Annotated in this window: 21 protein-coding genes; 10 read left to right on the forward strand and 11 right to left on the reverse strand. The window is 75.5% G+C overall.

From position 1 onward, the window contains the following. Positions 1-34 precede the first annotated feature (34 nt). The 3 genes from crcB to GA0070603_RS01015 all read right to left on the reverse strand — a co-directional run bounded on the left by crcB (position 35) and on the right by GA0070603_RS01015 (position 2,230). Positions 35-397, reverse strand: coding sequence for a fluoride efflux transporter CrcB (gene crcB, locus GA0070603_RS01005; RefSeq protein WP_091305794.1), 363 nt, complete (start codon positions 395-397; stop codon positions 35-37). Beyond that, on the reverse strand, positions 394-888 hold the full coding sequence (locus GA0070603_RS01010; RefSeq protein ID WP_208862981.1) for a FluC/FEX family fluoride channel: 495 nt from the start codon (positions 886-888) through the stop codon (positions 394-396). Before GA0070603_RS01010 ends, crcB begins: the two co-directional genes overlap by 4 nt. Before the next feature lie 121 nt (positions 889-1,009). Further along, entirely contained in the window at positions 1,010-2,230 is a 1,221-nt protein-coding gene (locus GA0070603_RS01015; RefSeq protein WP_091305798.1) for an MFS transporter, read from the reverse strand. A 137-nt stretch (positions 2,231-2,367) separates the two neighbouring features. On the opposite strand from GA0070603_RS01015, the gene GA0070603_RS01020 reads away from it, so the two are divergent. The 5 genes from GA0070603_RS01020 to GA0070603_RS01040 all read left to right on the forward strand — a co-directional run bounded on the left by GA0070603_RS01020 (position 2,368) and on the right by GA0070603_RS01040 (position 5,816). Then, the gene (locus tag GA0070603_RS01020; protein ID WP_091305799.1) at positions 2,368-2,817 is read left to right on the forward strand and encodes a MarR family winged helix-turn-helix transcriptional regulator; all 450 of its coding nucleotides are present in this window, start codon (positions 2,368-2,370) and stop codon (positions 2,815-2,817) included. Positions 2,818-2,958: 141 nt separating this feature from the next. Next, positions 2,959-3,396 (forward strand): DUF6766 family protein, encoded by a 438-nt coding sequence (locus tag GA0070603_RS01025; protein ID WP_208862774.1) that lies wholly within the window; start codon positions 2,959-2,961, stop codon positions 3,394-3,396. Between the two features lie 88 nt (positions 3,397-3,484). Next, complete coding sequence (paaK, locus tag GA0070603_RS01030) at positions 3,485-4,792, forward strand: phenylacetate--CoA ligase PaaK (RefSeq protein WP_091305801.1); 1,308 nt, start codon at positions 3,485-3,487, stop codon at positions 4,790-4,792. A gap of 37 nt (positions 4,793-4,829) precedes the next feature. Beyond that, a complete protein-coding gene (gene paaI, locus GA0070603_RS01035) occupies positions 4,830-5,201 on the forward strand; it encodes a hydroxyphenylacetyl-CoA thioesterase PaaI (RefSeq protein ID WP_167544618.1) in 372 nt (123 codons plus the stop codon). Positions 5,202-5,249: 48 nt separating this feature from the next. Continuing rightward, on the forward strand, positions 5,250-5,816 hold the full coding sequence (locus GA0070603_RS01040) for a dienelactone hydrolase family protein (protein ID WP_091305805.1): 567 nt from the start codon (positions 5,250-5,252) through the stop codon (positions 5,814-5,816). Positions 5,817-5,876: 60 nt separating this feature from the next. Here GA0070603_RS01040 and GA0070603_RS01045 read toward each other — a convergent pair whose 3' ends face one another. Next, positions 5,877-8,213: an adenylate/guanylate cyclase domain-containing protein gene (locus GA0070603_RS01045; RefSeq protein WP_208862775.1), complete on the reverse strand. Its 2,337-nt coding sequence runs from the start codon at positions 8,211-8,213 to the stop codon at positions 5,877-5,879. Positions 8,214-8,403: 190 nt separating this feature from the next. On the opposite strand from GA0070603_RS01045, the gene GA0070603_RS01050 reads away from it, so the two are divergent. Together GA0070603_RS01050 and GA0070603_RS01055 are read left to right on the forward strand one after the other, a co-directional pair. After that, positions 8,404-11,346 (forward strand): helix-turn-helix transcriptional regulator, encoded by a 2,943-nt coding sequence (locus tag GA0070603_RS01050; RefSeq protein ID WP_091305807.1) that lies wholly within the window; start codon positions 8,404-8,406, stop codon positions 11,344-11,346. A 112-nt stretch (positions 11,347-11,458) separates the two neighbouring features. Then, a complete protein-coding gene (locus GA0070603_RS01055) occupies positions 11,459-12,229 on the forward strand; it encodes a DUF5995 family protein (protein WP_091258857.1) in 771 nt (256 codons plus the stop codon). Positions 12,230-12,310: 81 nt separating this feature from the next. On the opposite strand, the gene GA0070603_RS01060 is transcribed toward GA0070603_RS01055, so the two are convergent. Continuing rightward, positions 12,311-12,859, reverse strand: a complete 549-nt coding sequence (locus GA0070603_RS01060; RefSeq protein ID WP_139131783.1) for a CGNR zinc finger domain-containing protein — start codon at positions 12,857-12,859, stop codon at positions 12,311-12,313. 124 nt (positions 12,860-12,983) lie between these two features. Here GA0070603_RS01060 and GA0070603_RS01065 point away from each other — a divergent pair, with 124 nt between their 5' ends. The 3 genes from GA0070603_RS01065 (at position 12,984) to GA0070603_RS01075 (ending at position 16,533) form a co-directional block, all read left to right on the forward strand. Next, complete coding sequence (locus tag GA0070603_RS01065) at positions 12,984-13,835, forward strand: alpha/beta hydrolase family protein (RefSeq protein ID WP_091305809.1); 852 nt, start codon at positions 12,984-12,986, stop codon at positions 13,833-13,835. A 113-nt stretch (positions 13,836-13,948) separates the two neighbouring features. Further along, entirely contained in the window at positions 13,949-14,350 is a 402-nt protein-coding gene (locus GA0070603_RS01070) for a hypothetical protein (RefSeq protein ID WP_091305811.1), read from the forward strand. Between the two features lie 80 nt (positions 14,351-14,430). After that, positions 14,431-16,533 (forward strand): APC family permease, encoded by a 2,103-nt coding sequence (locus GA0070603_RS01075; RefSeq protein ID WP_167544462.1) that lies wholly within the window; start codon positions 14,431-14,433, stop codon positions 16,531-16,533. Positions 16,534-16,623: 90 nt separating this feature from the next. Here the strand turns inward: GA0070603_RS01075 and GA0070603_RS01080 are convergent, their stop codons facing one another. The 6 genes from GA0070603_RS01080 to GA0070603_RS01105 form a co-directional block, all read right to left on the reverse strand. Continuing rightward, positions 16,624-17,583 carry a TIGR03557 family F420-dependent LLM class oxidoreductase gene (locus GA0070603_RS01080; protein WP_091305813.1) on the reverse strand — a complete coding sequence of 320 codons (960 nt, stop codon included), beginning with the start codon at positions 17,581-17,583 and terminating at the stop codon, positions 16,624-16,626. Positions 17,584-17,773: 190 nt separating this feature from the next. Further along, the gene (locus GA0070603_RS01085; protein ID WP_091305815.1) at positions 17,774-17,980 is read right to left on the reverse strand and encodes a hypothetical protein; all 207 of its coding nucleotides are present in this window, start codon (positions 17,978-17,980) and stop codon (positions 17,774-17,776) included. A 118-nt stretch (positions 17,981-18,098) separates the two neighbouring features. Beyond that, positions 18,099-19,301: a low temperature requirement protein A gene (locus tag GA0070603_RS01090; RefSeq protein ID WP_091305818.1), complete on the reverse strand. Its 1,203-nt coding sequence runs from the start codon at positions 19,299-19,301 to the stop codon at positions 18,099-18,101. A gap of 254 nt (positions 19,302-19,555) precedes the next feature. After that, on the reverse strand, positions 19,556-20,485 hold the full coding sequence (locus tag GA0070603_RS01095) for a helix-hairpin-helix domain-containing protein (RefSeq protein WP_091305821.1): 930 nt from the start codon (positions 20,483-20,485) through the stop codon (positions 19,556-19,558). 234 nt (positions 20,486-20,719) lie between these two features. Next, a complete protein-coding gene (locus GA0070603_RS01100) occupies positions 20,720-21,067 on the reverse strand; it encodes a TcmI family type II polyketide cyclase (RefSeq protein ID WP_091305824.1) in 348 nt (115 codons plus the stop codon). A gap of 133 nt (positions 21,068-21,200) precedes the next feature. Further along, entirely contained in the window at positions 21,201-22,019 is an 819-nt protein-coding gene (locus GA0070603_RS01105; protein ID WP_425270399.1) for an AfsR/SARP family transcriptional regulator, read from the reverse strand. Positions 22,020-22,256 lie beyond the last annotated feature (237 nt).

Consider the following 22,256-nt stretch of genomic DNA (forward strand, 5'->3'; position numbering starts at 1 on the left):
AGCCGGTGCGGGGTGAACGTGGCGGTGGGGTGGATCAGCCGGTGACGGCGCCGGCCAGGGCGTAGCCGACGGTGGCCGCGGTGAGGCCGGCGGCGAGGCTGCCCAGGGCGTTGGCCAGGGCGTGCCCGCGGGCGCCCTCGCGGTGCAGCCGCAGCGTCTCGTAGCTGAGCGTTGACCAGGTGGTCAGCGCGCCGCAGAAGCCGGTGCCGACCAGCGCGGTCACCGCGGGGGAGGCGGGCACCGCGGCCACCGCGCCGAGCAGCAGCGACCCGGCGACGTTGACGGTCAGGGTGCCCCAGGGGAAGGGGGAGTCGTCGCGGGCCTGCACGGCCCGGTCGGTCAGGTAGCGCAGCGGCGCGCCCAGCGCCGCCCCGAGCGCGATCAGCAGGACGGTCACCGGACCGCCCCGACCCGGGCCCGGGCCAGCAGCCGGCCGGCCACCGCGTCTCCGGCCCAGACCGCCAGCAGCGCCCCGGCCAGGGTCGCCGCCAGGTACGCCAGCGCGGTGCCGGGCGCCCCGGCGGCGATCGCCCGCTGGGTGTCCACCGCGTAGGTGGAGAAGGTGGTGAAGCCGCCCAGCACGCCGACGCCGAGGAACGGCCGGACCAGCGGGCCGGGTGGGCGGGCGGTGAGCACCGCCATGAGCGCGCCGATGAGCAGGCAGCCGCCGAGGTTGATGCCGAACGTGGCCCACGGGAAACCGGTGGGCTCGTGCGGGAACGCGGCCTGGAGCCCGGCCCGGGCCAGCGCGCCGAGCACCCCGCCGGCCGCGATGACGCCGAGCACGGCCACCGGGTGCGCGGCCAGCTCCCGCCGGTCGGCGGGGACGTGCAGGTCGACGTCGGGGTCGACGCGGAACTCGGACGGTCCGGTCACGGTGCCTCCCACCAGGACGGGCATCACTGGCAGGGACCGTTGGCGAGCGTGTCGCGGTTCTCCCGGCACGTTCCGGGACGGCGGGCCCCACCGCCGCGCCGAGCATAGCGCCGCCCCGCCGGGCCCTGCCGGGTCAGGCCGCCACGTCGGCCAGCTCGCGGGCCGCCGCGTCCGCCGGGGTACGCCGGGCGTGCCGCTCGGCCAGCAGGAGCACCGCGAGGCCGAGCAGGGTGAGCCCTGCGCCGGCCCAGATCGGGGCGGTGAAGCCGAGGCCGGCGTCGATGGTGAGCCCGCCGAGCCAGGCGCCGAGCGCGTTGCCGATGTTGAACGCGGCGATGTTCGCGCCGGAGGCCAGTGTCGGCGCCCGGCGGGCGTACTTCATGATCCGCATCTGCAGCGGCGGCACGGTGGCGAAGCCGAACGCGCCCATCAGCAGCAGCGAGCCCACGGTCAGCGCCGGACTCGCGGCGGTCAGCGCGAAGCCGGCCAGCACCAGGGTGAGCACCGCGAGGACGGTGACCAGGGTCCGGGAGAGCGACACGTCGGCGGCCCGGCCGCCGGCCAGGTTGCCGGCGAAGAGTCCGACGCCGAAGAGCACCAGCAGCCACGGCACGGTCCCGGTGGCGAAGCCACTCACCTCGGTCAGCGTGTACGCGATGTAGGTGAACGCGCCGAACATGCCGCCGAAGCCGAGCACGGTGACCACCAGTGAGAACCAGACCTGGGCGTGGGTGAACGCCCGCAGTTCGCCGCGCAGGCCGCCGGTCGGAGCGGCGTCGCCCGCCGGACCCCGCCCGGGCACCAGGAGGGCGAGGCCGACGAGCGCGACCAGCCCGATGCCGGTGATCGCCCAGAACGTGGCCCGCCAGCCGAGGTGCTGGCCCAGGAGGGTGCCGAACGGCACGCCGAGGACGTTGGCGGCGGTCAGGCCGGTGAACATGAGGGCGACCGCGCCCGCCCGCCGGGCCGGCGGGACCAGGCCGGTCGCCACCACCGCGCCGATGCCGAAGAACGCGCCGTGGCACAGCGCCGCGACGATCCGGCCGGCCAGCATGGTCGCGTAGTCGCCGGCCAGGGCGGAGAGCAGGTTGCCGGCGATGAAGAGCACCATGAGCCCGAGCAGCACCGGCTTGCGGCGCAGCCGGGTGACGGCGGCCGTGAGCGCCACCCCGCCGACGGCGACGCTGAGGGCGTACCCGGAGATCAACCAGCCGGCCACCGACTCGCTGACCGCGAAGTCGGCGGCGACCTGGGGGAGCAGCCCCATGATCACGAACTCGGTCAGCCCGATGCCGAACGCCCCGATCGCCAGGGCGATCAGGCCGCCGGGGAGGGCCGAGGTGCGCTGTGCCATGCCGTACCCAATCCATGTGTCCGAAAACAAGAGGCGCGTGCAACTACCCGCGCCGACAACGAGATAGTTGCACGCGCTTTATATCGGCGCAAGGGTGGTAACCTGGGCGACGTCCAGGTCACACCGGAGGAGGCGCCATGGGCATCGGCGACGACGCGGTCGAGATCCGCGCGCAGGGCTGGCGTACGCTCGCGGCGCTGCACGGCCTGATCGAGACCGCCCTGGAACGCGCGCTCCAGGCCGAGCACGACCTCTCCGTCGTCGAGTACACGGTGCTCGACGCGCTCTCCCGGCAGCACGGCTGGCACATGCGGATGCGGCAGCTCGCCCGCGCCGCGGCGCTCTCCGGCAGCGCCACCACCCGCCTGGTCACCCGGCTGGAGGAGCGCGGCCTGCTCACCCGGGTCCTCTGCGCGGACGACCGGCGCGGCATCTACACCGAGCTGACCCCGGCCGGCTCGGAACTGCTCGGCCGCGCCCGCCCCACCCACGACCGGGTGCTCGCCGACGCGCTCGTCGAGGGCGAGCGCACCCCCGAACTGGCGCCGCTTGTCGACGCGCTGCACCGGCTCCCCGCCGCCCACTGATCCGCTGACCTGCGGCTCCAACCCCCCTGCTCGGTTGCGTCGATCTGGCCGGCCGGCACCCCCGCCGCCGGTTGCGTCGGTTTCGAGCCCGCCACACCGGGGCACTTCCCGGGGCGATCGACCGACGTAAGGGGGTTCGTGATGGCGGGAGGCAGCAGCACAGCCGGCACGCGTTCGGCGCGGTCCCGCGCCGCCGGCAACGGAGGCAGCGGCCGGAGCCGGCCGGAGGGGCCACCCTTCCGCAAGCCGGCGTGGCCCAAGGCGTACTCCTTCGCCCTGGTCACCGGGGCGCTCTTCCTCTTCTCCTGGCTCGGCCAGTTCCTCTTCCAGATGGCCGTGGAGAGCAACGAGGCCAGCCAGCACGGGCAGAGCTTCGCGTGGAGCGAGTTCCTGCCGCAGTTCTTCGCCAGCACCTTCGAGAACTGGCAGTCGGAGTTCCTCCAGCTCATCTGGCAGGCCGCCGGCCTGGCCCTCTTCTACTACTGGGGCTCCTCGCAGTCCCGCGAGTCCGACGACCGGATGGAGGCCAAGCTGGACGCGCTGCTGCGCGAGCGGGGACTCGACCCGGACAACCCCTGACCTGGCAGGACGGGCCGTACGGGCGTACGGTGATCGGCACCGCCCGGCGCGACGCGGCGCCGGGCGACCCGTCGCTCAGGAGGCCACCGTGCAGGACCGCACCCCTCGTCCGGACGAGCTGGAGCCCGTCGAGCGGGCCGGCGTCGACGAGCTGCGGGCGCTGCAACTGGACCGGCTGCGCTGGTCGCTGCGGCACGCGTACGACAACGTGCCGCACTACCGGCGGGCCTTCGACGCGGCCGGCGTACACCCCGACGACCTGCGCGAGCTGTCCGACCTGGCCCGCTTCCCGTTCACCGGCAAGGCCGAGCTGCGGGAGAACTACCCGTTCGGCATGTTCGCCGTGCCCCGCGAGCGCGTCGCCCGGCTGCACGCCTCGTCGGGCACCACGGGCCGCCCCACAGTCGTCGGCTACACCCGCGCCGACCTGGACACCTGGGCGAAGCTCATGGCCCGCTCCATCCGGGCCTCCGGCGGCCGGCCCGGCGACCGCGTGCACGTGGCGTACGGCTACGGGCTCTTCACCGGCGGGCTCGGCGCCCACTACGGCGCCGAGGAGCTGGGCTGCACGGTCATTCCGGTCTCCGGTGGCATGACCGAGCGGCAGGTCATGCTGATCCGCGACTTCGCGCCCGAGATCATCATGGTCACGCCCAGCTACATGCTGGCCATCGTCGACGAGATGGAGCGCCAGGGCGTCGACCCGAGGTCCACCTCGCTCCAGGTGGGCATCTTCGGCGCCGAGCCGTGGACCGAGGACATGCGCCGGGAGATGGAGCAGCGCCTCGACATGCACGCCGTCGACATCTACGGCCTCTCCGAGGTGATGGGCCCCGGTGTGGCCGTCGAGTGCGTGGAGACCAAGGACGGCCTGCACCTCTGGGAGGACCACTTCTACCCGGAGATCATCGACCCGGTGACCGGCGAGGTGCTGCCCGACGGCGAGCGCGGCGAGCTGGTGCTCACCTCGCTCACCAAGGAGGCCATGCCGGTGGTCCGCTACCGCACCCGCGACCTCACCCGGCTGCTGCCCGGCACCGCGCGCACCATGCGCCGCATCGAGAAGATCACCGGCCGGACCGACGACATGATGATCGTGCGCGGGGTCAACGTCTTCCCGACCCAGATCGAGGAGCTGATCCTGCGGACGCCCGCGCTGTCGCCGCACTTCCAGTGCGTCCTGGACCGGCAGGGCCGGATGGACACGCTCACCGTCAAGGTGGAGCGGCGGGCCGGGGTGGCCGCCGACGAGGCCGAGCGGGCCGGGAAGGCCCTGGTCGAGCAGGTCAAGAACACCATCGGGGTGAGCGTGGCGGTGCAGGTCATCGAGCCGGACGGGGTGGAGCGCTCGATGGGCAAGATGCGCCGGATCGTCGACCAGCGGCCGGGGCGCTGACGTGGCGGGCGACGACGGCCGCACCGCGGCACACGACATGTTCGACGCCGACGTGGCGTCCAAGGGGCTCGGCATCGAGCTGGTCTCGGCCGGCGACGGCACGGCGGTGGCCCGGATGCGGGTCACCGCGGCCATGCTCAACGGCCACGCCATCGGCCACGGCGGCTTCGTCTTCCTGCTCGCCGACACCGCGTTCGCGCTGGCCTGCAACAGCCACGGCCCCGCCACCGTCGCCGCCGGCGGCGAGATCAGCTTCCTCCGCCCGGTCCGCGAGGGCGACCTGTTGGAGGCCCGGGCCGCCGAGCGGGTCCGTTACGGCCGCAGCGGCATCTACGACGTCACGGTGTGGCGGGACGGCGAGGTGGTCGCCGAGTTCCGCGGCCGCAGCCGCACCATCGCCCGCGACTGACCGGCGCGGCGGCCGCCCCGCCGACCGGGTGCGGGCCACGATGGGGGGATGGCACACATCCTGCTCCTGCACTCCGTCTACGGGCTGCGGCCCGCCGTGCTGGCCGCCGCCGACCGGCTCCGCGCCGCCGGGCACCGGGTCGCCACCCCCGACCTGTACGAGGTGCCGGCCGCGGAGACCGTCGAGGCCGGCTTCGCGCTGTTCGAGAAGATCGGCCAGGACGCGGTCCTCGACCGGGCCCGGGCGGCGGTGGCCGACCTGCCCGCCGCGACCGTGCTGGCCGGCTTCTCGATGGGTGCCGGTGTGGCCGGGGCGCTGCTCGCCGAGCGGCCGGAGGCGGCGGCGCTGCTCCTGCTGCACGGCACCGGCGGCGACCCCGGCTCGGTACGCCCCGGGCTGCCCGTGCACCTGCACCTCGCCGACCCCGACGAGTACGAGACGCCGGACGAGGTGGACGAGTGGCAGCGGGCCATGACCGCGGCGGGCGCGGAGCTGACCGTGTACCGCTACCCGGGCGCCGGGCACCTCTTCACCGATCCCGGCACGCCCGACCACGACGCGCCGGCCGCCGCGCTCACCTGGGACCGCGTCCTGGCGTTCCTCGCCGACCGCTGACCCCCGGACGACGTCCGGGTCGGAGTGGCCCCGTGCCCGCTCCGGCCCGGACGTCGCGTCTCAGGCGGCGGCAGCGCCGGCCCCGACGGCCCGCCGTGGTCGGTCCTGAGCGGGCGTGACGTGGCGCCGTGCCCGGCCGCCGTCCGGCGGACGCGGCGGCCCGACGGTCGGCGGTCTCCCGCCCACCTGGCCGACCTGGCCCACCGACACCGCCGCCGGACCGACCTGGCCCACCGACACCGCCGCCGGGCCGACCTGGCCCACCGACACCGCGGCGCCCACCGGCACCGCGGCGCCCACCGGCACCGCAGCGGCCACCGACACCGCGCCCGGGCCGCCCGGTAACGCGTCGACGAGCCCCGGGAACAGCCCGAGGCGCCCCCGCGCCGGCCGACCGGCCCGGTTCCCCCCGGTCCGGTCCGCGCCATGAGCCCGCCCGGCGGAGGCGCCCCCCGACGCCCCCACCGGTCGGCCCACCGCGGCGCCGGCCCGCCCCGCCCCGCCGGCGACCGGCGAACCGACGCCGGGCGTCCGGCCGGCCGCCGCCGGGACCGGCGCCGGTCGGGCCCCTCCACCCGACCGGCGTCCCGCCCCCGCCGCGCAGGCCGCCCGGCCCTCGGCGCCGTCCGTGACCACCCCGGCCGGACGCATCGCCGCGCCCGTTCCGGCATCCCCCAGCCGGCGGGTGAACGCCGCCCGGACCGCGCGGGGCAGCCGGTGCGTGGCCACCCGGGCCACCGCGGGCTCGGTGACCGTGTAGCCGCCGGCGCCGGTGCACCGCAGCAGGCCGGCGTCGACGAGCGCGCGCAGCACCGGCTCGGCGCGCCCGGCCGGCCAGCCGAGCATCCGGTCCACCGTGGCGGCCGGGACCTCCGCGCCCCGGGCCGCGGCGGCCATCAGCACCGCCCGCCGCTCGCCGTCCAGCCGGTCCAGCCGGGCGTCGACCAGCCGGCGGACCGGCTCCGGCACCCCGCCCGGCTCGCCGTCGGGGTCCGGCGTCGCCGCGTACGCCGCCGCGGCGGCCGGGTTGCCGCCCACCAGCGGGAGCAGCGCCGCGACCCGCGCGGCGGGCCGGCCGGCCCGGTCGAGCAGGTGCCGCAGCAACCGTCCGGTGTCGACGGTGCCCAGGGCGGGCAGCGACACCCGGCGCCGGCGGCCGGTCGCGCCGGGCAGCAGGTCGGCCCAGCCCGGGCCGTGGGTCGCCACCACGGCGAGCGGCAGCCCCCGTTCGGTCGCGGCGGCGAAGAGCCGGTGCAGGAACCGGCTCAGCGCCGGCGCGGCGCGGTCCAGGTCGTCCACCGCCACGACCACCGGCTGCGCGGCGGCCAGGCCGAGCAGGACCTCCCGGCACACCTCGGCGCCGCGGGCGGCCGCGCCGGCGTCGCGCGGCGCGGCGAGGAACTCGGCCAGCGCGTGCGCCGCCGCACCCCGCCGCGCCGGCGGCAGGAGGCCGTCCAGGGTGGCGGCCAGCCGCCGGCGTACGGTCTCCGGCGGGTGCGTGTCGCGGACCCCGGCGACGGCGCGGACCATGTCCGCCAGCGGCGCCAGTTCCCCGTCCGGGAACGGCGGGCAGTGCGCCACGCACCACCGCACCGGGGCGCCGTCCACCGTCGACACCGCCCGGACCAGCTCGTGCAGCATCCGGCTGCGCCCGCTGCCCGCCGGGCCGACGAGCGAGATCCAGCGTGGACGCCGCTCCCGCACCGTCCGGGCGATCTCCTCGCCGGCCGTGGCCAGTTCGCGGCGGCGGCCGACCAGCGGGCCGTGGTGGCGGGCCGGCCGGTGTCGGGCCACGCCGGTCACCCGCCAGACGTCCAGCGGCTGCGCCTTGCCGGCCACCGCGATGGCGGCCAGCGGGCGCTCCTCGACCAGGCCGGCGACGGCCCGCCGGGTGGCCGCGCAGACCACCACCCCGCCGGGCGGGGCGTACTCCTGGAGGCGGGCCGCCGTGGTGATGACCGCGCCGCTGGCCGCGCCGTGCCCGCCGTCGTGGGTGCCGGCCAGGTCGACGAGCACCTCGCCGGTGGCCACGCCGACCCGGACCCGCAGCCGCGTGCCGGCCGGCAGCCGCCGGTCCAGCGCGGCCTGGATCTCCAGCCCGGCGCGCACCCCCCGGTACGCGTCGAACCCGTCGGACCCGTGCGCCCCGAACAGCGCCATCACCGCGTCGCCGACGTACTTCTCCACCACGCCGTGCCACCGGCGCAGCACCGCGGCCACCGTGCCGAAGTACGCCTGTTGCAGCGCCCGGACGTCCTCGGGGTCGAGCCGCTCGACCAGCCCGGTCGACCCGACGATGTCGGCGAAGAGCACGGTGACCGTGCGCCGCTCCTCCGGCACCGGCCAGCGCGCGGCGGTGACGGCCTCCCGACTCCCCACGGGCGTGGTGATCAACATCGCACCCACCCTTTCCCCGGTCCGGTGCCCTGACGACCTCCGGAGACTTTCACCACCGGGTTCTCGGGGGATCGGTAGGACGACGTATGTCGACCACCCGCAACCATTAGTCGCAATGTCGACGCGAGGAGTACCACAAGGGCACTGAGCCCGTAGAACGGTGCGGGAACCTGTGACTAGGCTGCGTGACATGGCCAGCGATGTGGACACCGCGCCGCTCGTCGGCCGTGCCGACACGGTGGCGGCGCTCCGGTCGGCGCTGCTCGACGACGTCGCCCCCGGGCAGACCGCGGCGGTGTTCCTCACCGGCGAGAGCGGCGTGGGCAAGACCCGGCTGCTGGCCGAGGTCGGCGAGCGCCTGCGGGACGCGGGCGCGCTGGTCCTCACCGGCGCCTGCCTCGACATCGGCGACGCCTCCCCGCTGCACCCGGTCCGCCAGGCGCTGCGCCGCCTCGACGCCGACCTGACCGAGGCGCGCACCTCCTCGGCCGTCCGCGGCCTGCTCCAGGTCTTCGACGAGGAGACCCCCGGCCCGGACGGCGCGGGCGCGCTGCTGGAACGGGTCTCGCGCGGCCTGCACCTGGTCGCCGCCGGTCGGCCGCTGGTGCTCGTGCTCGACGACCTCCAGTGGGTCGACCGGAGCACCCGCCAGCTCCTGCTCTACCTGCTCGCCGGGCTCGGCGACCTCCAGCTGTCGGTGCTTGCCGCGATCCGCGCCGAGTCCTTGCAGGGCGCGCACCCGCTGCGCCGCGTGCTCACCGAGCTGCGCCGGCTGCGCTCGGTCCGGGTGGTGGACCTGGCGCCGCTGGACCGGGCCGGCACCGACGAGCTGGCCGCCGCGATCGCCGGCACGCCGCTGCCCCCCGAGGCCGCCGACCAGCTGTGGCAGCGCAGCGGCGGCAACCCGTTCGTGGTGGAGGAGCTGGCCCGCGACCTGCGCGACGGCCACGACGGGCTCTCCGACACGCTGCGCGAGGTCTTCCTGGCCCGGGTCGACGCGTTGCCGCAGCCCGCGCACGCCGTGGTGCACGCGGTCGCCGCCGGTGTCGAGCCGGTCGAGCACTGGCTGCTGGCCCAGGTCGTCCGGCTTCCGGAGGACCGGCTCATCGAGGCGGTCCGGGAGGCCGTGGCGCACCGGCTGCTGGTCGGCGCCGACGACGGCTACCGGCTGCGGCACCGCCTGGTCGCCGAGGTGCTCGCGCACGAGCTGCTGCCCGCCGAGCGGGCCGCGCTGCACCGCCGCTACGCCGAGACGCTCACCTCGGCCACCGCCGAGCTGCACCAGGCCCGGCTGGCCCACCACTGGCGGCTGGCCGGCGAGCCGGCGCGGGCCCTGCCGGCCGCGATGGCCGCCGCCCGGGAGGCCGAGCGGTTGCACGGCTACGCCGAGGCGCACCGCCACTGGTCGGCCGCGTTGAGTCTGGCCGACACCCCGCCCGCCGTGCTGCCCGACGGCGGCCGGCCCGAGCCGGTCGAGGTGAACCGGGCCGCGCTGCTGACCCACGCGGCCGAGTCGGCGCACCACTGCGGCGAGCACGCCCGCGCCCTGGCCCTGCTGGAGGAGCTGGCCGCCGACCCGGCCGGTCCGCCCACCTGCGCCCTGCGCATCCGTCGGGCCCGCTACCTGGCCGCCGCCGGGCGTTCCGCGCCGGCCGAGGCCGAGTACCGGCAGGTGCTGGCGGCGGACGACTGCACGCCCCGGGAACGGGCCACCGCCGCCGCCCACCTGGCCGAGCTGCTGCTGCACCTGGGCCGCTACGCCGAGGCCGGCGACCAGGCCCGGGAGGCGCTCCGGCTCGCCGCCGAGGTCGAGGGCGCCGCCTCGGAGGTGGTGCTGGCCAGCGCCGCGCTGGGGTTCAGCGAGGCCTATCTGGAGGACCCGGACGCGGGGCTGGCCGTCATGCGCCGGGCGCTGGACACCGCCGAGCGCTCCGGCCGGCCGGAGGACGTGGCCTGCGCGTACCTGCACCTGGCCGAGCTGCTCACCGGGCCGCTGAACATCCTCGAGGAGGGTGTGGTGGTGGCCCGCCGGGGCGCCGAGCGGGTAGCCGAGCTGGGGCTGGGCCGCACCTGGGAGACCCGGCTGCTGGCCATCGCCACCAACGGGCTGTTCCGGGTGGGGCAGTGGGCCGAGGCGGAGAAGGTCGTGGCGGCCGCGCTGCGGCACCGCCCGTCCGGCGCCGACGCGGTGGAGCTGCTGCTCGCCCGGTGCCGGCTGTCGGTGGGCTACGGCGACGTCGAGGCCTCCGACCGTGACCTGGAGGCGGTCGCCACGGTGCTGGCCGGTGGCGGGGCCCGGCACGTGCTGCCGATGCTGATCCTGCGCGCCGGGCTGGCCATGTGGCAGGGCCGGCACGACTTGGCCCGGCAGGCGGTCCAGCGGGGCTTGACCGAGAGCCGCTCCGACGACGTCATCGTGCTGGCCACCCTGGCCTGGCACGGGTTGCGCGCGGAGGCGGAGGCGTCCGCCAGCCGCACCGTCGAGGTGGACCCGAACGCGGTCCGCCGGCTGCGCGAGGTGGTCGAGCGGGTGACCCGCAAGAGCGGCAGGGCGGGCGCCCCGGTGCGCTACGTCGCCGACGCCTTCCTGGCCCTCTGCGCCGCCGAGCTGAGCCGGCTGGACGACGGCCGGGGCGACCCGGAGCTGTGGGCCCGCGCGGCCACCGAGTGGGACCGGCGCAACCACCCCTACCCGGCGGCCTACTCCCGGTTGCGGCAGGCCGAGGCGCTGCTGGCCCGGCGCAGCCGGGTCGCCACCGCCGGCAGGCTGTTGCGGCAGGCCCACCGGACGGCCCAGGCGCTCGGCGCGCTGCCGCTGAGCGAGGAGATCCGCACCCTGGCCGGGCGGGCCCGGGTGACCCTGGAGGAGGCCCCGGCCGCCACCCGTCCCGCGCCCCGGCCCCGGGCCGCGGCGCCGGCCGCGCCCGCGGTGGACGAGCTGGAGGTGCTCACCGCCCGGGAGCGGGAGGTGCTCGCCGCGGTCGCCGAGGGGCTGACCAACCGGGAGATCGGCCAGCGGCTGTTCATCAGCGAGCGGACCATCGGCGTGCACGTGTCGCACATCTTCGACAAGCTCCAGGTCCGCACGCGGGTGCAGGCCAGCGCGATCTTCCTGCGCAACCGCCCCGAGTAGCCGTACGTCGGCAATACGTCGTTCTACTGATCCGGCCGGCGTACGCCGGCTGGAAGGCTGTCCTGCGTCACCGGGTGGCGTCGTGGGGGGCGCCGACCACTGTGGAGGAGAGATGACCGAACCGGTATGGGGTCCTGTGCACCAGGACATCGTCGGGCTGCTCGCCGACCACCCCGCCGACGTGCCGGCGGTCGTCGACCATCTCACCAAGCTCCAGGACCTGCTGGTCCGGCTGCCTCCGCTGGAGGAGAGCTGCCCGCTGGCCGACTTCAACAAGCTCTACCTGGTCATCACGTCGACGGTGCTCGACGGGCTGTACGACGACCGCTTCACCGACCCGGCCTTCCTGGCCCGGCTGGACGTGGAGTTCGCCGCCCGCTACTTCGACGCGCTGCGGTTCTGGACCGACTCCCACCCGAGCACCCCGAAGGCATGGTCGTGCCTGTTCCAGCGGATGCGCGGCCCGGACGCCCGGCCGTTGCCGTCGGCCGCCGCCGGGGTGAACGCCCACATCAACTACGACCTGCCGTTCGCGCTGGTGACCACCTTCGACAGCCTGGATTCCGAGCCGGTCGACGGCAGTGACCAGCACCGCGACTATCTGGAGATCAACAAGATCTTCGCCGAGCGGATCCCGGAGCTGCGCCGCGGCTACCTGGACCACTGGCAGCTGATGATCGACATGGTGAACGGCGACATCGACGACTGGTACCAGGGCGAACTGGTCGAGTACACCCGGAACGTGGCCTGGCGCAACGCGCAGAAGATCTGGCGCTGCCGGCACGACCCGGACGCCCGTGAGTGTGAGCGGATGCGGCTGGACGACAACGCCGCGCTGCTCGGCCGGCTGCTGCTCTCGCCCCTGGGGGCGTTCCTCCAGTAGCCGGGACGGGGGGTCCCCGCGTCCCGCCGTCCGGGCGTGGGACGCGGGGACGCCGCCTGTGGCGGGTGGCCGGCGCGACGGTCAGCCGCGCCGGGAGCGCCCCCGGTAGGCGGCCGCCGCGGCCCGGTTGTTGCACAGTTCGCAGCAGTAGCGCTGCCGGCCGGCGCGGGTCCGGTCCAGGTAGGGCGCGTCGCACCCGTCGGCCGCGCAGACCCCGAAGCGTTCCGCCCCGCCGGCCGTCGCGGCCCGGGCGAGCGCCCCGGTGACCAGGGCGGCGAACGGCCCGACCGGGCCGGGCCGGGGCAGCGGGGTGAGCCGCAGCGTGCCGTCGGGCGCGGCCTCGACCGCCGTGCCGGCGCTCACGTCGGCCAGCACCTCGTTGAGCGTGGCCACGCGGGCGGCCGGATCGGGCGCGGCGAAGACCCGGTGGAGCCGGTCCCGCAACTCCCGCAGCCGGGGCAGGTCCGCCTCGGTGAGCGGCTCGGTGACCTCGGCGAGGCCGAGTTCCCGGCCGGCGGCCCGCAGGCGGACCACCGAGAGCTGGTCGACCGGCTCCTGGAGCACCCAGTAGCTGTGCAGCAGCGCGATGGCCAGCCGCAGCGCCGGTTCCAGCTGTGGCACCGCGCTCATCCGCGCCTCCTCCCTCGTCCGGTCGCCGGCACGCCCGCCGCCCCCTCGGCACTTGACCGATCGCCGCCCGCCATCCTAGCGTCGTCAGTTACTAAACGCTTTTAAGAACTTATGGAGGTGGCGTATGCGACGTCTGCCCGTCATCGTGTCCGTGGCGGCGCTGCTGGTCGCCGGCGCGGTCGCCGGCGCCGGTGGGGCCCACGCGGAGGCACCCGCCGACCCGGACCGCGCGGCGGCCACGGTGGTCCGCGACATCGAGATCCCGGTCGCCGGGCAGCCGGCCGTCCGGGCCTGGCTGGTCCGCCCGCAGCGCTCCGGCGGCGGGCTGGCCGGGGTGCTGGACCTGCACTGGTTCGAGCCCGGCCGGGCCAACCAGGACCGCGGCGAGTTCCTGGCCGAGGCGACAGCCCTGGCCGGCCGGGGCGTCGTGTCGGTGCTGCCGCAGCTCACCTTCCCGTGGGCGGGCGACCCGGTCGGTGACGCCCGGGACCGGGCCGCGGTCACCGCCCAGCTCGACGCCGTGCGGGCGGCGTACCGGCGGCTGCTCGCCGAGCCGGGGGTGGACCGGAAGCGCACGGCGGTGGTCGGCCACGACTACGGCGCCATGTACGCCGTCGACCTGACCGCCCGCGAGCCGGGGCTGCGCACCGCGGTGCTCCTCGCCCCGGACGCCACCTGGGCCAACTGGTTCGACAGCTACTGGCTCCAGCTGCCGGCGGGGGAGCGGGCGGCGTACCGGGCCGTGTTCGCCGGCCTCGACCCGGTGGACCTGGTGGGGCGTCTCGGCGCCGGCGCGTACCTCCAGTTCGCCGGCGCGGACCGGTTCGTCGGCGCGGAGACCCGCGCCGCCTTCGCCGCCGCGGCGCCGCAGGCCAAGGTGTCGCTCTACCCGGGCGAGGAGCACGACCTGAACGCCGCCCGCACCCGCGACGACCGGCTCGCCTGGCTGGCCGGGCGGCTGGGACTGGGCGACTGAGCCGAGGGAACCAGCGGTCGGCCGGCGCCGCGAGCGCCGGCCGGACCGCGGGGCAGCGGCGGGCCGACGGCGCGACCGGGTGTCGGCCCGGCCCGACCGGGTACCCGCCCGCCATGTCGCACACCGGACCGGTCCGCCGCTTCGCCTTCCGGTTCGACCCGGCGTTCCGGCTGCCGCTGGCCCTGCTCGGGGTGCGGCCGGAGACCGCCCGGGTCGAACTGGGCCCCGACGAGCTGACCGTACGGTTCGGCCCCTGGCGGCTGCGCACCGACCGGGACAACGTCACGGGGGTCGAGCTGGGCGGCCCGTACCGCTGGTGGCGGGCCGTCGGCCCGCACCTGTCCCTGGCCGACGGCGGCGTCACCTTCGGCACCAGCGTGGCCGCCGGGGTCTGCCTCCGCCTCGCCACCCCGGTGCCGGCGCTCGCCCCCGGCCCCTGGCCGCGCCACCCGGCCGTCACGGTGACCGTGACCGACCCGGAGGCGCTGCGCGACGCGCTGGCCGGTCCGCCCTGATCTTTTCCCGCTTGCCCGGTTCCGCCGGGCCGTGCCCGGGGTACCGCCTACCGTCGGGTTCAGGGCCTGAAGGGGTGCAGATGGCGGAGGGACGGGACGGGGCGCAGCCCCGGCGGACGCGGGGGCGCCGCCCCCAGGCACAGGTGGCCGCGGCGGAACGGGCGCTGCGCGCCGCCCGCGATCCGGAGCACGGCGACCGCGCCCGCCGGACCGCGACGCTGCCGGCGAGCGTGGAGAGCCCGGTCCGGCCGGCCGAACCGGCGAGCCGGCTGAGCCGCTGGCTGTTCCAGCACCGGGTGCAGCCCGTCGGCCCGGAGACCCGGGAGCACCAGGCGCGGACCCACCCCTGGTGGCAGGTGATGTGCCTGACCGGCGTCGACTACTTCTCGACGCTGTCCTACCTGCCCGGGATCGCGGCGGTGGCGGCCGGCGCGCTGAGCCCGCTCGCGACCCTGCTCATCGTGGCGCTGACCCTGTTCGGGATGCTGCCCATGTACCGGCGGGTGGCCCGGGAGAGCCCCCACGGGCAGGGCTCGGTCGCGATGCTGGAACGGCTGCTGCCGTTCTGGCGCGGCAAGCTGTTCGTGCTGGTGCTGCTCGGCTTCGTGGCCACCTCGTGGATCATCACGATCACGCTGTCCGCCGCCGACGCGACAGTGCACCTGCTGGAGAACCCGATCCTGCCCGAGTCCTTCCCGCACGGCACCACGGCCGCCGTGCTGGTGACCGTGGTGCTGCTGCTCGTCCTCGGCGGGGTGTTCCTGCTGGGCTTCAGCGAGGCCGTGCAGGTGGCCATCCCCCTCGTGGCGGTCTTCCTCGCGCTGAACGCGGTGATCGTGGTCGCCGGCCTCGCCGAGATCGCGGCCGACCCGGGGAGCCTCAGCGGCTGGACCGATCGGCTGACCGAGGTCGGCGGGGCGGGTGACGTGCTGGCCACCAGCGTGCTGGCGTTCCCGCTGCTGGTGCTGGGCCTCTCCGGATTCGAGACCGGGGTGAGCATGATGCCGCTGGTCAAGGGCGGCGACGGCGACGCCGAGCGGCGGCTGGCGGTCCGGATCGGCAACACCCGCAAGCTGCTCACCACCGCCGCGCTGATCATGTCGGTCTACCTGATCGCCACCACGTTCGTCACCACCGTGCTGATCCCGGCGGACGCGTTCGAGCCCGGCGGGGCGGCCAGCGGTCGGGCCCTGGCCTTCCTGGCCCACGAGCACCTGGGCGAGGCGTTCGGCACGGTCTACGACATCAGCAGCATCTTCATCCTCTGGTTCGCCGGCGCCTCGGCGATGGCCGGCCTCATCAACATCGTCCCGCGCTACCTGCCCTCCTACGGCATGGCGCCGGAATGGGGGCGGGCCGTCCGTCCGGTGGTGCTGGTCTACACCGCCATCAGCATCGCCATCACGGTCGCCTTCCGGGCCGACGTCAACGCCCAGGCCGGCGCGTACGCCACCGGCATCCTGGCCATGATGGTCTCCGGCGCGATCGCGGTGACCATCTCCGCGTACCGGGCGCGGCACCGGTTCGCCGCCGCCGGCTTCGCGGTGCTCACGCTCGTGCTGCTCTACGCGCTCGTCGAGAACGTGATCGAGAAGCCCGACGGGATCACCATCTCCGGCCTGTTCATCGCCGGCATCATCGCTGTCTCGCTGATCTCCCGGGTGTCCCGCACCACCGAACTACGCACCGAGCGGATCGAGTTCGACGACGCGGCGCGGCGGTTCGTCGCCGACTCGATCGCCCACGACGGCCGGCTGCACCTCATCGCCAACAAGCGGCAGAGCGGCTCGCTGAAGGAGTACCGGGTCAAGGAGCGCGCCCAGCGCGGCATGAACCCGGTGCCCGGCGCCGCCGACGTGCTCTTCCTGGAGATCGACGTCAGCGACCCCTCGCGGTTCAGCGAGGTGCTGCGGGTGCACGGGGTGGAGGTCGGCGGGTACCGGATCCTGCGCGCCAGCAGCCCGGCCGCGCCCAACGCCATCGCGGCCATCCTGCTGGCGCTGCGCGACGCCACCGGAATCCGGCCGCACTGCCACTTCGAGTGGTCCGAGGGCAACCCCATCGCGCACCTGCTGCGCTACCTGATCCTCGGCCGCGGCGACACCCCGCCGGTGGTCCGGGAGATCATCCGCAAGTCCGAGCCGGACCCCACGCGCCGTCCGGGCATCCACGTCGGCGGCTGAGCCCCGCCGCCGGCCGCCGGCCCCGTCCGGGTCCGACACCCGAAGGGGTACGCACACCGCCACCCGGACCGGGCTGCGCCCGGCTACCGGTCAGCCGAGTTGGCGCACCCGGTCGAGGAAGCCGCCGGCGCAGAAGTCCAGGAAGCCGTCGGGGTCCGGGCCGGCGTTCTGCAGGACGATGTGGTCGTAGCCGGCCTCGACGTACGCCCGCGCCTTCGCCAGGTGCGCCTCGGGGTCGGGGCCGACCGAGAACTGCCGCCGGATGTGCTGGTCCTCGACCCAGACCGTGGCGGCGTCGAAGTTCACCGGGTTGGGCAGCTCGCTCATGACCTTCCAGCCGGTGACCGCCCACCGGCTGGTCTCCTTCGCCGCCTGGACCGCCTGCTCCTCGTCCGGGGCCCAGGCCAGCGGCACCTCCGCGTAGCGCGGTCCCTGACCGCCGGCCTCCCGGTAGTGCGCGACGATCGACGACTTCGGCTCGGTGGCGAAGAGCCCGTCGCCCAGCTCGGCGGCGGTCGCCGCGGAGGACCGCCCGCTGGCGGCCACGGCGATCACCGGCGGCGTCTCCGGCAGGTCCCAGACCCGGGCGTCCTCCAGTTGGAGGTGCCGGCCCTCGTACGACTGGTAGCCGCCCTGCCAGAGCAGCCGGATGATCTCCAGGGCCTCGCGCAGCCGTTCGTGCCGGCCGCGGACGCTGGGGAAGCCCTGCCCCACCACGTGCTCGTTGAGCCGCTCGCCGGCGCCCACGCCGAGGGTGAACCGGCCGTCGGAGATCAGCGCCATGGTGGCCGCGGCCTGGGCGATGATCGCCGGGTGGTACCGGACCGAGGGGCAGGTGACCCCGGTTGCCAGGCCCAGCGTGCTGGTCTTCGCGGCGATGGCGGCGAGCGCGCTCCAGGTGAAGCAGGAGTGCCCCTGCACCTCCAGCCAGGGGTGGTAGTGGTCGCTCATCTCGACGAAGTCGAAGCCGGCCTGTTCCGCGCGGACGGCCTGGCGGATGAGTTCCTGCGGGCCGAAGGCCTCCGAAGCCAGCTTGTAGCCGATCTGCATCGCCGTGGTCTCCCGTCCCCGCGTGGCTGGACCGCTGCCCTTCCCACCCCGCGACCCGGCAAACGCCGCCGGAATGAGGAACCCAGCCTCCTAGGACGCGGTAAGCGTGGTGACGTGGCACACGCCGGCACGGAACGGCCCGCGCCGCGGGGGAGCGGGGCGCGGGCCGGGGTGGTGCGGGGGTACGGGCCTACTTGGACGGCTCGGGGAGCTTGCAGTCCACCTTGGGGTTCGCGCCGATGTAGTTCAGCGGGCCGGCCACGATGGTGACCAGGATGGTGCCGGCCTCGGCGCAGTTGGTGTCGTCGTTGCCGTAGTAACCGCGCTGGCCGGCGGCGATGGCGCCGATGACGAGCCAGATGACGACCAGGACGCCGACTATCGAGGTGCCGCGCATGGGTTGCCTCCACTGGGGTTGTGGTGGATTCGAGGTGGAGGCCATGTACCCCGAGCGGGTGAACGGTCAAACGACGCCCAGGTCCCGGCGCGGCCGATTCCGACCATGCCGCGACGGCTCAGTGCGGTGGCGAGGGATCCTCCGGCGGCCTGCCCCGGCTGCGCAGGTGGTCGGCGACGGCCACACCGACCAGCACCAGCATCGCCCCGAGCGCGGCGTAGACGGGCGCCAGGAACAGCGCGCCGGGCGCGATGCTGAGCAACGCAAGGACGCCGCCGGGCCGCGACAGGGACACCCGGCTGAACACCTCGTACTCGAAGGCTGCGCGACCGACCAGGAACAGCGCCGGCCCGCCGAGGAGGATCGCCAGCCAGGCCGGCGGGGTGCGCCCGGTCGGTTCGAGCAGCACCAGGTCGAACCCCGCCGCGCTGGTCACCACCCCGGCCACCATGAGGAGATGGGTGTACGGGGCGGAGTTCAGGAACTTGCTCGGCTGCTTCGCCATGGCGATGGCGTGCGGCAGCAGCTCGCCGGACTTGTGCACGTAGATGCGCCAGAGCAGCAGCGTGGTGGCGAACGCGACGGCGAACGCGCCGATGTTCTCCGTCTCGGAGTGGTGCAGGCTGAAGACGGTGCCGGTGACCAGGATGGCGTCGCCCAACGCGATGATGAAGAACTGCTGGTAGCGCTCCGACAGGTGCTCGGCGGTCACGTTGCGCTGGGCGTCCGGCACCACACCGAGGCCCGGCACCGGATACGCGAGCCGGAACCCGAGGTAGTCGATGGCCAGGGCCAGCAGCCAGAGCGTCTCGCGGGCGTGGCCGCTGACCGTGGCGCCGACGAGCCAGGGGATGGCGGAGACCGCGAACCAGATGAAGATGCGGGCCGCCCGGCGCTGGGTCTGCCGGTGGCGCCGGACCGTCGGCATGAGGAACAGCCCGCGTCCGAGATGGATCGCCACGTACGTCCCGGCGAAGACCAGCCCGCGGGCGCCGAACGCCTCCGGGATGGCGGTGGTCATGAGCAGCGCCCCGAACATGACCGCGACGATCAGCAGCTTGATCTCGGTGCGTTGCGGGTCGTACAGGTCGGTGACGAGGGTGGTGATCGCCCAGGTCCACCACATGGCCATCAGCATGATCAGCGACTGGACGGCCCGTTGCCAGTCGACCTCGATGACCAGGCCGCGGGAGATGAGCGAGAGCGCGACCACGTAGACCAGGTCGAAGAAGAGCTCCAGCAGGGTCACCCGGCGTGGCGCCTCGGGATCGCGCACCGGGGGTCGCCGCTCGGCGGGCTGCTCCGGCGTGGCGGTGGGCACGAGGTGCTCCTGCGGTGGCGGGATCGGCGCGGCGGGCCGTCCGGCCCTGCACCGACCGTAGCGACGCCCGCGCGGACCCGTGCCGCATTTGCCTATTCGCGCCCGTCCGGGGCACCACGCCGCGACCGGTCCCACCCGCCCGGCCGGGCCCGGTCCGGCTTGACCGCGCCGACTCGCCCCGGGCCGGCTCGCCGGCCGCCGGACACGGCGCGGGCCGGTGGCGACCCTCGGTCACCACCGGCCCGCGCGTCGGATCAGGCGTCCTCGCCGGCGCCGACCGGGAGCACCCGCTCCGCGTCGGCACGGGCGCCGGCCAGCACCTTCGCCTGCTGCGACCAGGTCGCCAGGCCCGGGGCGGCGCGCAGGCCGGCGGCCTTGACGGTCTCCCGCAGCGCCGCCTCGTCCAGCTCGGCGAGCTGCTGGTAGGTGCGGATGCCGGCGGCCTGGAGGGCGGCGGCCAGCTTCGGCCCGATGCCCTGGATCCGCCGGAAGTCGTCCGGGGCCTCCGCCTGGACCGGAGCGGCGTCCTCGACCGCGGCGCGCGGCGCGGGCACCGCCACCGGCGCGACCGGCTCCGGCTCGGCGACCGGCTCGGCCTCGACGGCCACCGGCTCGGCCGGCACGGTCGCCGGCTCGGCGGCCGGCGCCGGCTCGTTCTCGGCGGCCGGGATGGCGGCCGGCTCCGCGTCGGCGGCCACCGGCTCCGGCGCGGTCCGGACCGGCTCGGTCTCCTCGACCGCGACCGGCTCGACGGCGACCGGCTCGGCGGCGACCTCGACCGGCTCGACCGGGCGGACCGGCTCGTCCTCGGACCGGGCCGGCTCCTCGACGGCCACCGGCTCGACGGCAGCGGGCTCGACGGCCGCGGACTCGGCGGACGCCGGCTCGGCGGACGGCAGGGTGGTGGCCTGGGCGGCCAGCGTGGCGGCGGCCGGGGCGCCGTCCTGCTCGACCGGGGCCGGCTGTTCGGTCACCGCGGCGGGCGCGGGCACCTCGTCGACCACCGCCTCCGGCCGCTCCTGGTCGACCGTGGCGGTCACCTCGGGCGCCGGGGCGGCGGCACCCTCCACCGTGGGCGTACCGGTGCCGGCCCCGTTCCGGCGGCCGCTCACCACCCACCCGATGCCCAGGCCCACCAGCAGGGCCAGGATCAGAACCAGCCACTGCCCGAAGCTCGACGGCATGCCAACCTCCTCCTATGTACGTAAGCGACGATCGCGAGAAAACAGGGGGCAGCTTCGCACACGTACGCGCGGGGCGACAGGGAGGTCGGCGGCTGCCGTCGCTGGTGGGACCGGGCGGTGCCGGCCGGTGGCCGCGGGATGACCGTGCGTGTGCCGCGGGGTCGCCGAAGGGGCGCCCCGGACCCTGGTGCCGTTCGAGGGTCCGGGACGCCCCGGTCTTCGGTGCGGTGACGCTCAGCAACCCCGCCGGGGCGCCGGCAGGTCGACCGCGTCCCAGCTGTAGAAGCAACCCGCCACGGCGTCGCGAGGGGACCGCCAGGTCGGCAGGTACGGCGAGGTGTGCGCCGACAGCCGCTCGTTGACCTGCTGGTACAGCGGGTTGTCGCGGACCTCGGCGGCCAGGTCCGGGTCGACGGCGACCGTCTCCATGAGGTGCACGCACAGGTCGTGGAGGTAGTACAGCGACCGGTGCCGTACGCCGGTGAGGCGGGGCAGCTCGGTGGCGTCGGACTCGGCGAAGATCTGCGCCACCCGGCCCTGCGCCCCCGGCACGATCCGGCTGACGACCAACAGTCGACTCATCGGGACCCCTCTCGCCGCTCGTGGTGCCCCGACCCCGGGCGAGGAGTTCGGTCACCGTGCGGCACACCCTGCCGGGCCGGCTGTCACGTGGCCGTCACGACCCGCGCGGGGACATTGATGGCGGTGGTGACGCTCAGCGGGGGTGCGGTGTGGTGGGCGCGGTCGGGCCGCGGGGCGGGGAGCCGGCCGGGCGGCCGTTGCTCCGGTCCGGCCGCCGCTGGGGGGCCGGCCGGGTGGCCCGCCGGATCGGGGCGAGGGTCTCGTCGAGCAGGGCGCACATGGCCGGGGACGGCTCCAGGCGCAGTTCGCGCAGCAGCAGGTCCCGGTAGACGTAGAAGGCGTGCACCGCTTCGAAGGCGTTGCCCTCGGCGAGGTGGATGCGGACCACCAGGCGGTGCGGGGTCTCGCGCAGCGGTTCGGCGGCCATGGCCTCCAGCGCCGCCTCCAGGGCCTCGCCGTGCCGGCCGGCGGCGAGGTGGTTGCCCGCGAGTTCCTCAAGCATGTGCAGCCGGAGCTGGCGCAGCCGTTCGCGTTCCAGCAGCACCCAGTCGTCGTACCAGCCGGGGAGCAGGTCGTGCCGGCCGGCGCCGGCGGCCCCGCGGGGCACCTCGCCGTCGCGTACGCGGGCCGCGGTGGCGACCAGCTCGTCGACGTCGAGGTGGACGGTGGGGTCGAGGCGGACGGTGTCCCCGTCGGTGCGCAGCGGGCAGCAGGGGTCCTGCCGGAGTCGCCACAGCGCGGTGCGCAGCGAGGAGAGCGCCCGGTCCTCGGGGGTCTCCGGCCAGAGCAGTCCGGCCAGGTGGCTGCGGGTGGCGCCCGGGCGGAGCCCGATGAGGGCGATGACGCGTTGCAGGCCCCGGGGGACCACCACCGGGACGTCGTCGTGGAGCAGCCGGAACCCGCCGAGCAGGTGCAGCGAAACCCGTGGGGCGGGGTCTCCCGCCGTGGGCATTCTCGATCCACCGGACACGGGCGCACCCCCCTGCACCGGAACCCTCGTTCCGACCGTCCTCTGTGCCCGGCTCGGCTGCCGCGACGCCGGTGTCGGAACGGCTCCGCCGTGGCGGAGAAAGCCCGCTGTGACCGGGCTGACCGGTACGGAGAATATCAACACTTGTTACTCTGCGTCAATGAGGCGTCGGTTTGCTGACCGTCCGTAATGGTCAGACGAACCGCCTGTGAACTGCGA

Origin of the sequence: Micromonospora chersina, from assembly GCF_900091475.1 — a bacterium.
Taxonomy (GTDB): domain Bacteria; phylum Actinomycetota; class Actinomycetes; order Mycobacteriales; family Micromonosporaceae; genus Micromonospora; species Micromonospora chersina.

What these genes read in the sequence shown, in the direction of transcription:
- GA0070603_RS01015 (WP_091305798.1), bottom strand. Translation starts at nt 2,230, where the DNA reads ATGGCACAGCGCACCTCGGCCCTCCCCGGCGGCCTGATCGCCCTGGCG.
- GA0070603_RS01020 (WP_091305799.1), top strand. Translation starts at nt 2,368, where the DNA reads ATGGGCATCGGCGACGACGCGGTCGAGATCCGCGCGCAGGGCTGGCGT.
- GA0070603_RS01025 (WP_208862774.1), top strand. Translation starts at nt 2,959, where the DNA reads ATGGCGGGAGGCAGCAGCACAGCCGGCACGCGTTCGGCGCGGTCCCGC.
- paaI (WP_167544618.1), top strand. Translation starts at nt 4,830, where the DNA reads ATGTTCGACGCCGACGTGGCGTCCAAGGGGCTCGGCATCGAGCTGGTC.
- GA0070603_RS01040 (WP_091305805.1), top strand. Translation starts at nt 5,250, where the DNA reads ATGGCACACATCCTGCTCCTGCACTCCGTCTACGGGCTGCGGCCCGCC.
- GA0070603_RS01045 (WP_208862775.1), bottom strand. Translation starts at nt 8,213, where the DNA reads ATGTTGATCACCACGCCCGTGGGGAGTCGGGAGGCCGTCACCGCCGCG.
- GA0070603_RS01050 (WP_091305807.1), top strand. Translation starts at nt 8,404, where the DNA reads ATGGCCAGCGATGTGGACACCGCGCCGCTCGTCGGCCGTGCCGACACG.
- GA0070603_RS01055 (WP_091258857.1), top strand. Translation starts at nt 11,459, where the DNA reads ATGACCGAACCGGTATGGGGTCCTGTGCACCAGGACATCGTCGGGCTG.
- GA0070603_RS01060 (WP_139131783.1), bottom strand. Translation starts at nt 12,859, where the DNA reads ATGAGCGCGGTGCCACAGCTGGAACCGGCGCTGCGGCTGGCCATCGCG.
- GA0070603_RS01065 (WP_091305809.1), top strand. Translation starts at nt 12,984, where the DNA reads ATGCGACGTCTGCCCGTCATCGTGTCCGTGGCGGCGCTGCTGGTCGCC.
- GA0070603_RS01070 (WP_091305811.1), top strand. Translation starts at nt 13,949, where the DNA reads ATGTCGCACACCGGACCGGTCCGCCGCTTCGCCTTCCGGTTCGACCCG.
- GA0070603_RS01075 (WP_167544462.1), top strand. Translation starts at nt 14,431, where the DNA reads ATGGCGGAGGGACGGGACGGGGCGCAGCCCCGGCGGACGCGGGGGCGC.
- GA0070603_RS01080 (WP_091305813.1), bottom strand. Translation starts at nt 17,583, where the DNA reads ATGCAGATCGGCTACAAGCTGGCTTCGGAGGCCTTCGGCCCGCAGGAA.
- GA0070603_RS01085 (WP_091305815.1), bottom strand. Translation starts at nt 17,980, where the DNA reads ATGCGCGGCACCTCGATAGTCGGCGTCCTGGTCGTCATCTGGCTCGTC.
- GA0070603_RS01095 (WP_091305821.1), bottom strand. Translation starts at nt 20,485, where the DNA reads ATGCCGTCGAGCTTCGGGCAGTGGCTGGTTCTGATCCTGGCCCTGCTG.
- GA0070603_RS01100 (WP_091305824.1), bottom strand. Translation starts at nt 21,067, where the DNA reads ATGAGTCGACTGTTGGTCGTCAGCCGGATCGTGCCGGGGGCGCAGGGC.
- GA0070603_RS01105 (WP_425270399.1), bottom strand. Translation starts at nt 22,019, where the DNA reads ATGCCCACGGCGGGAGACCCCGCCCCACGGGTTTCGCTGCACCTGCTC.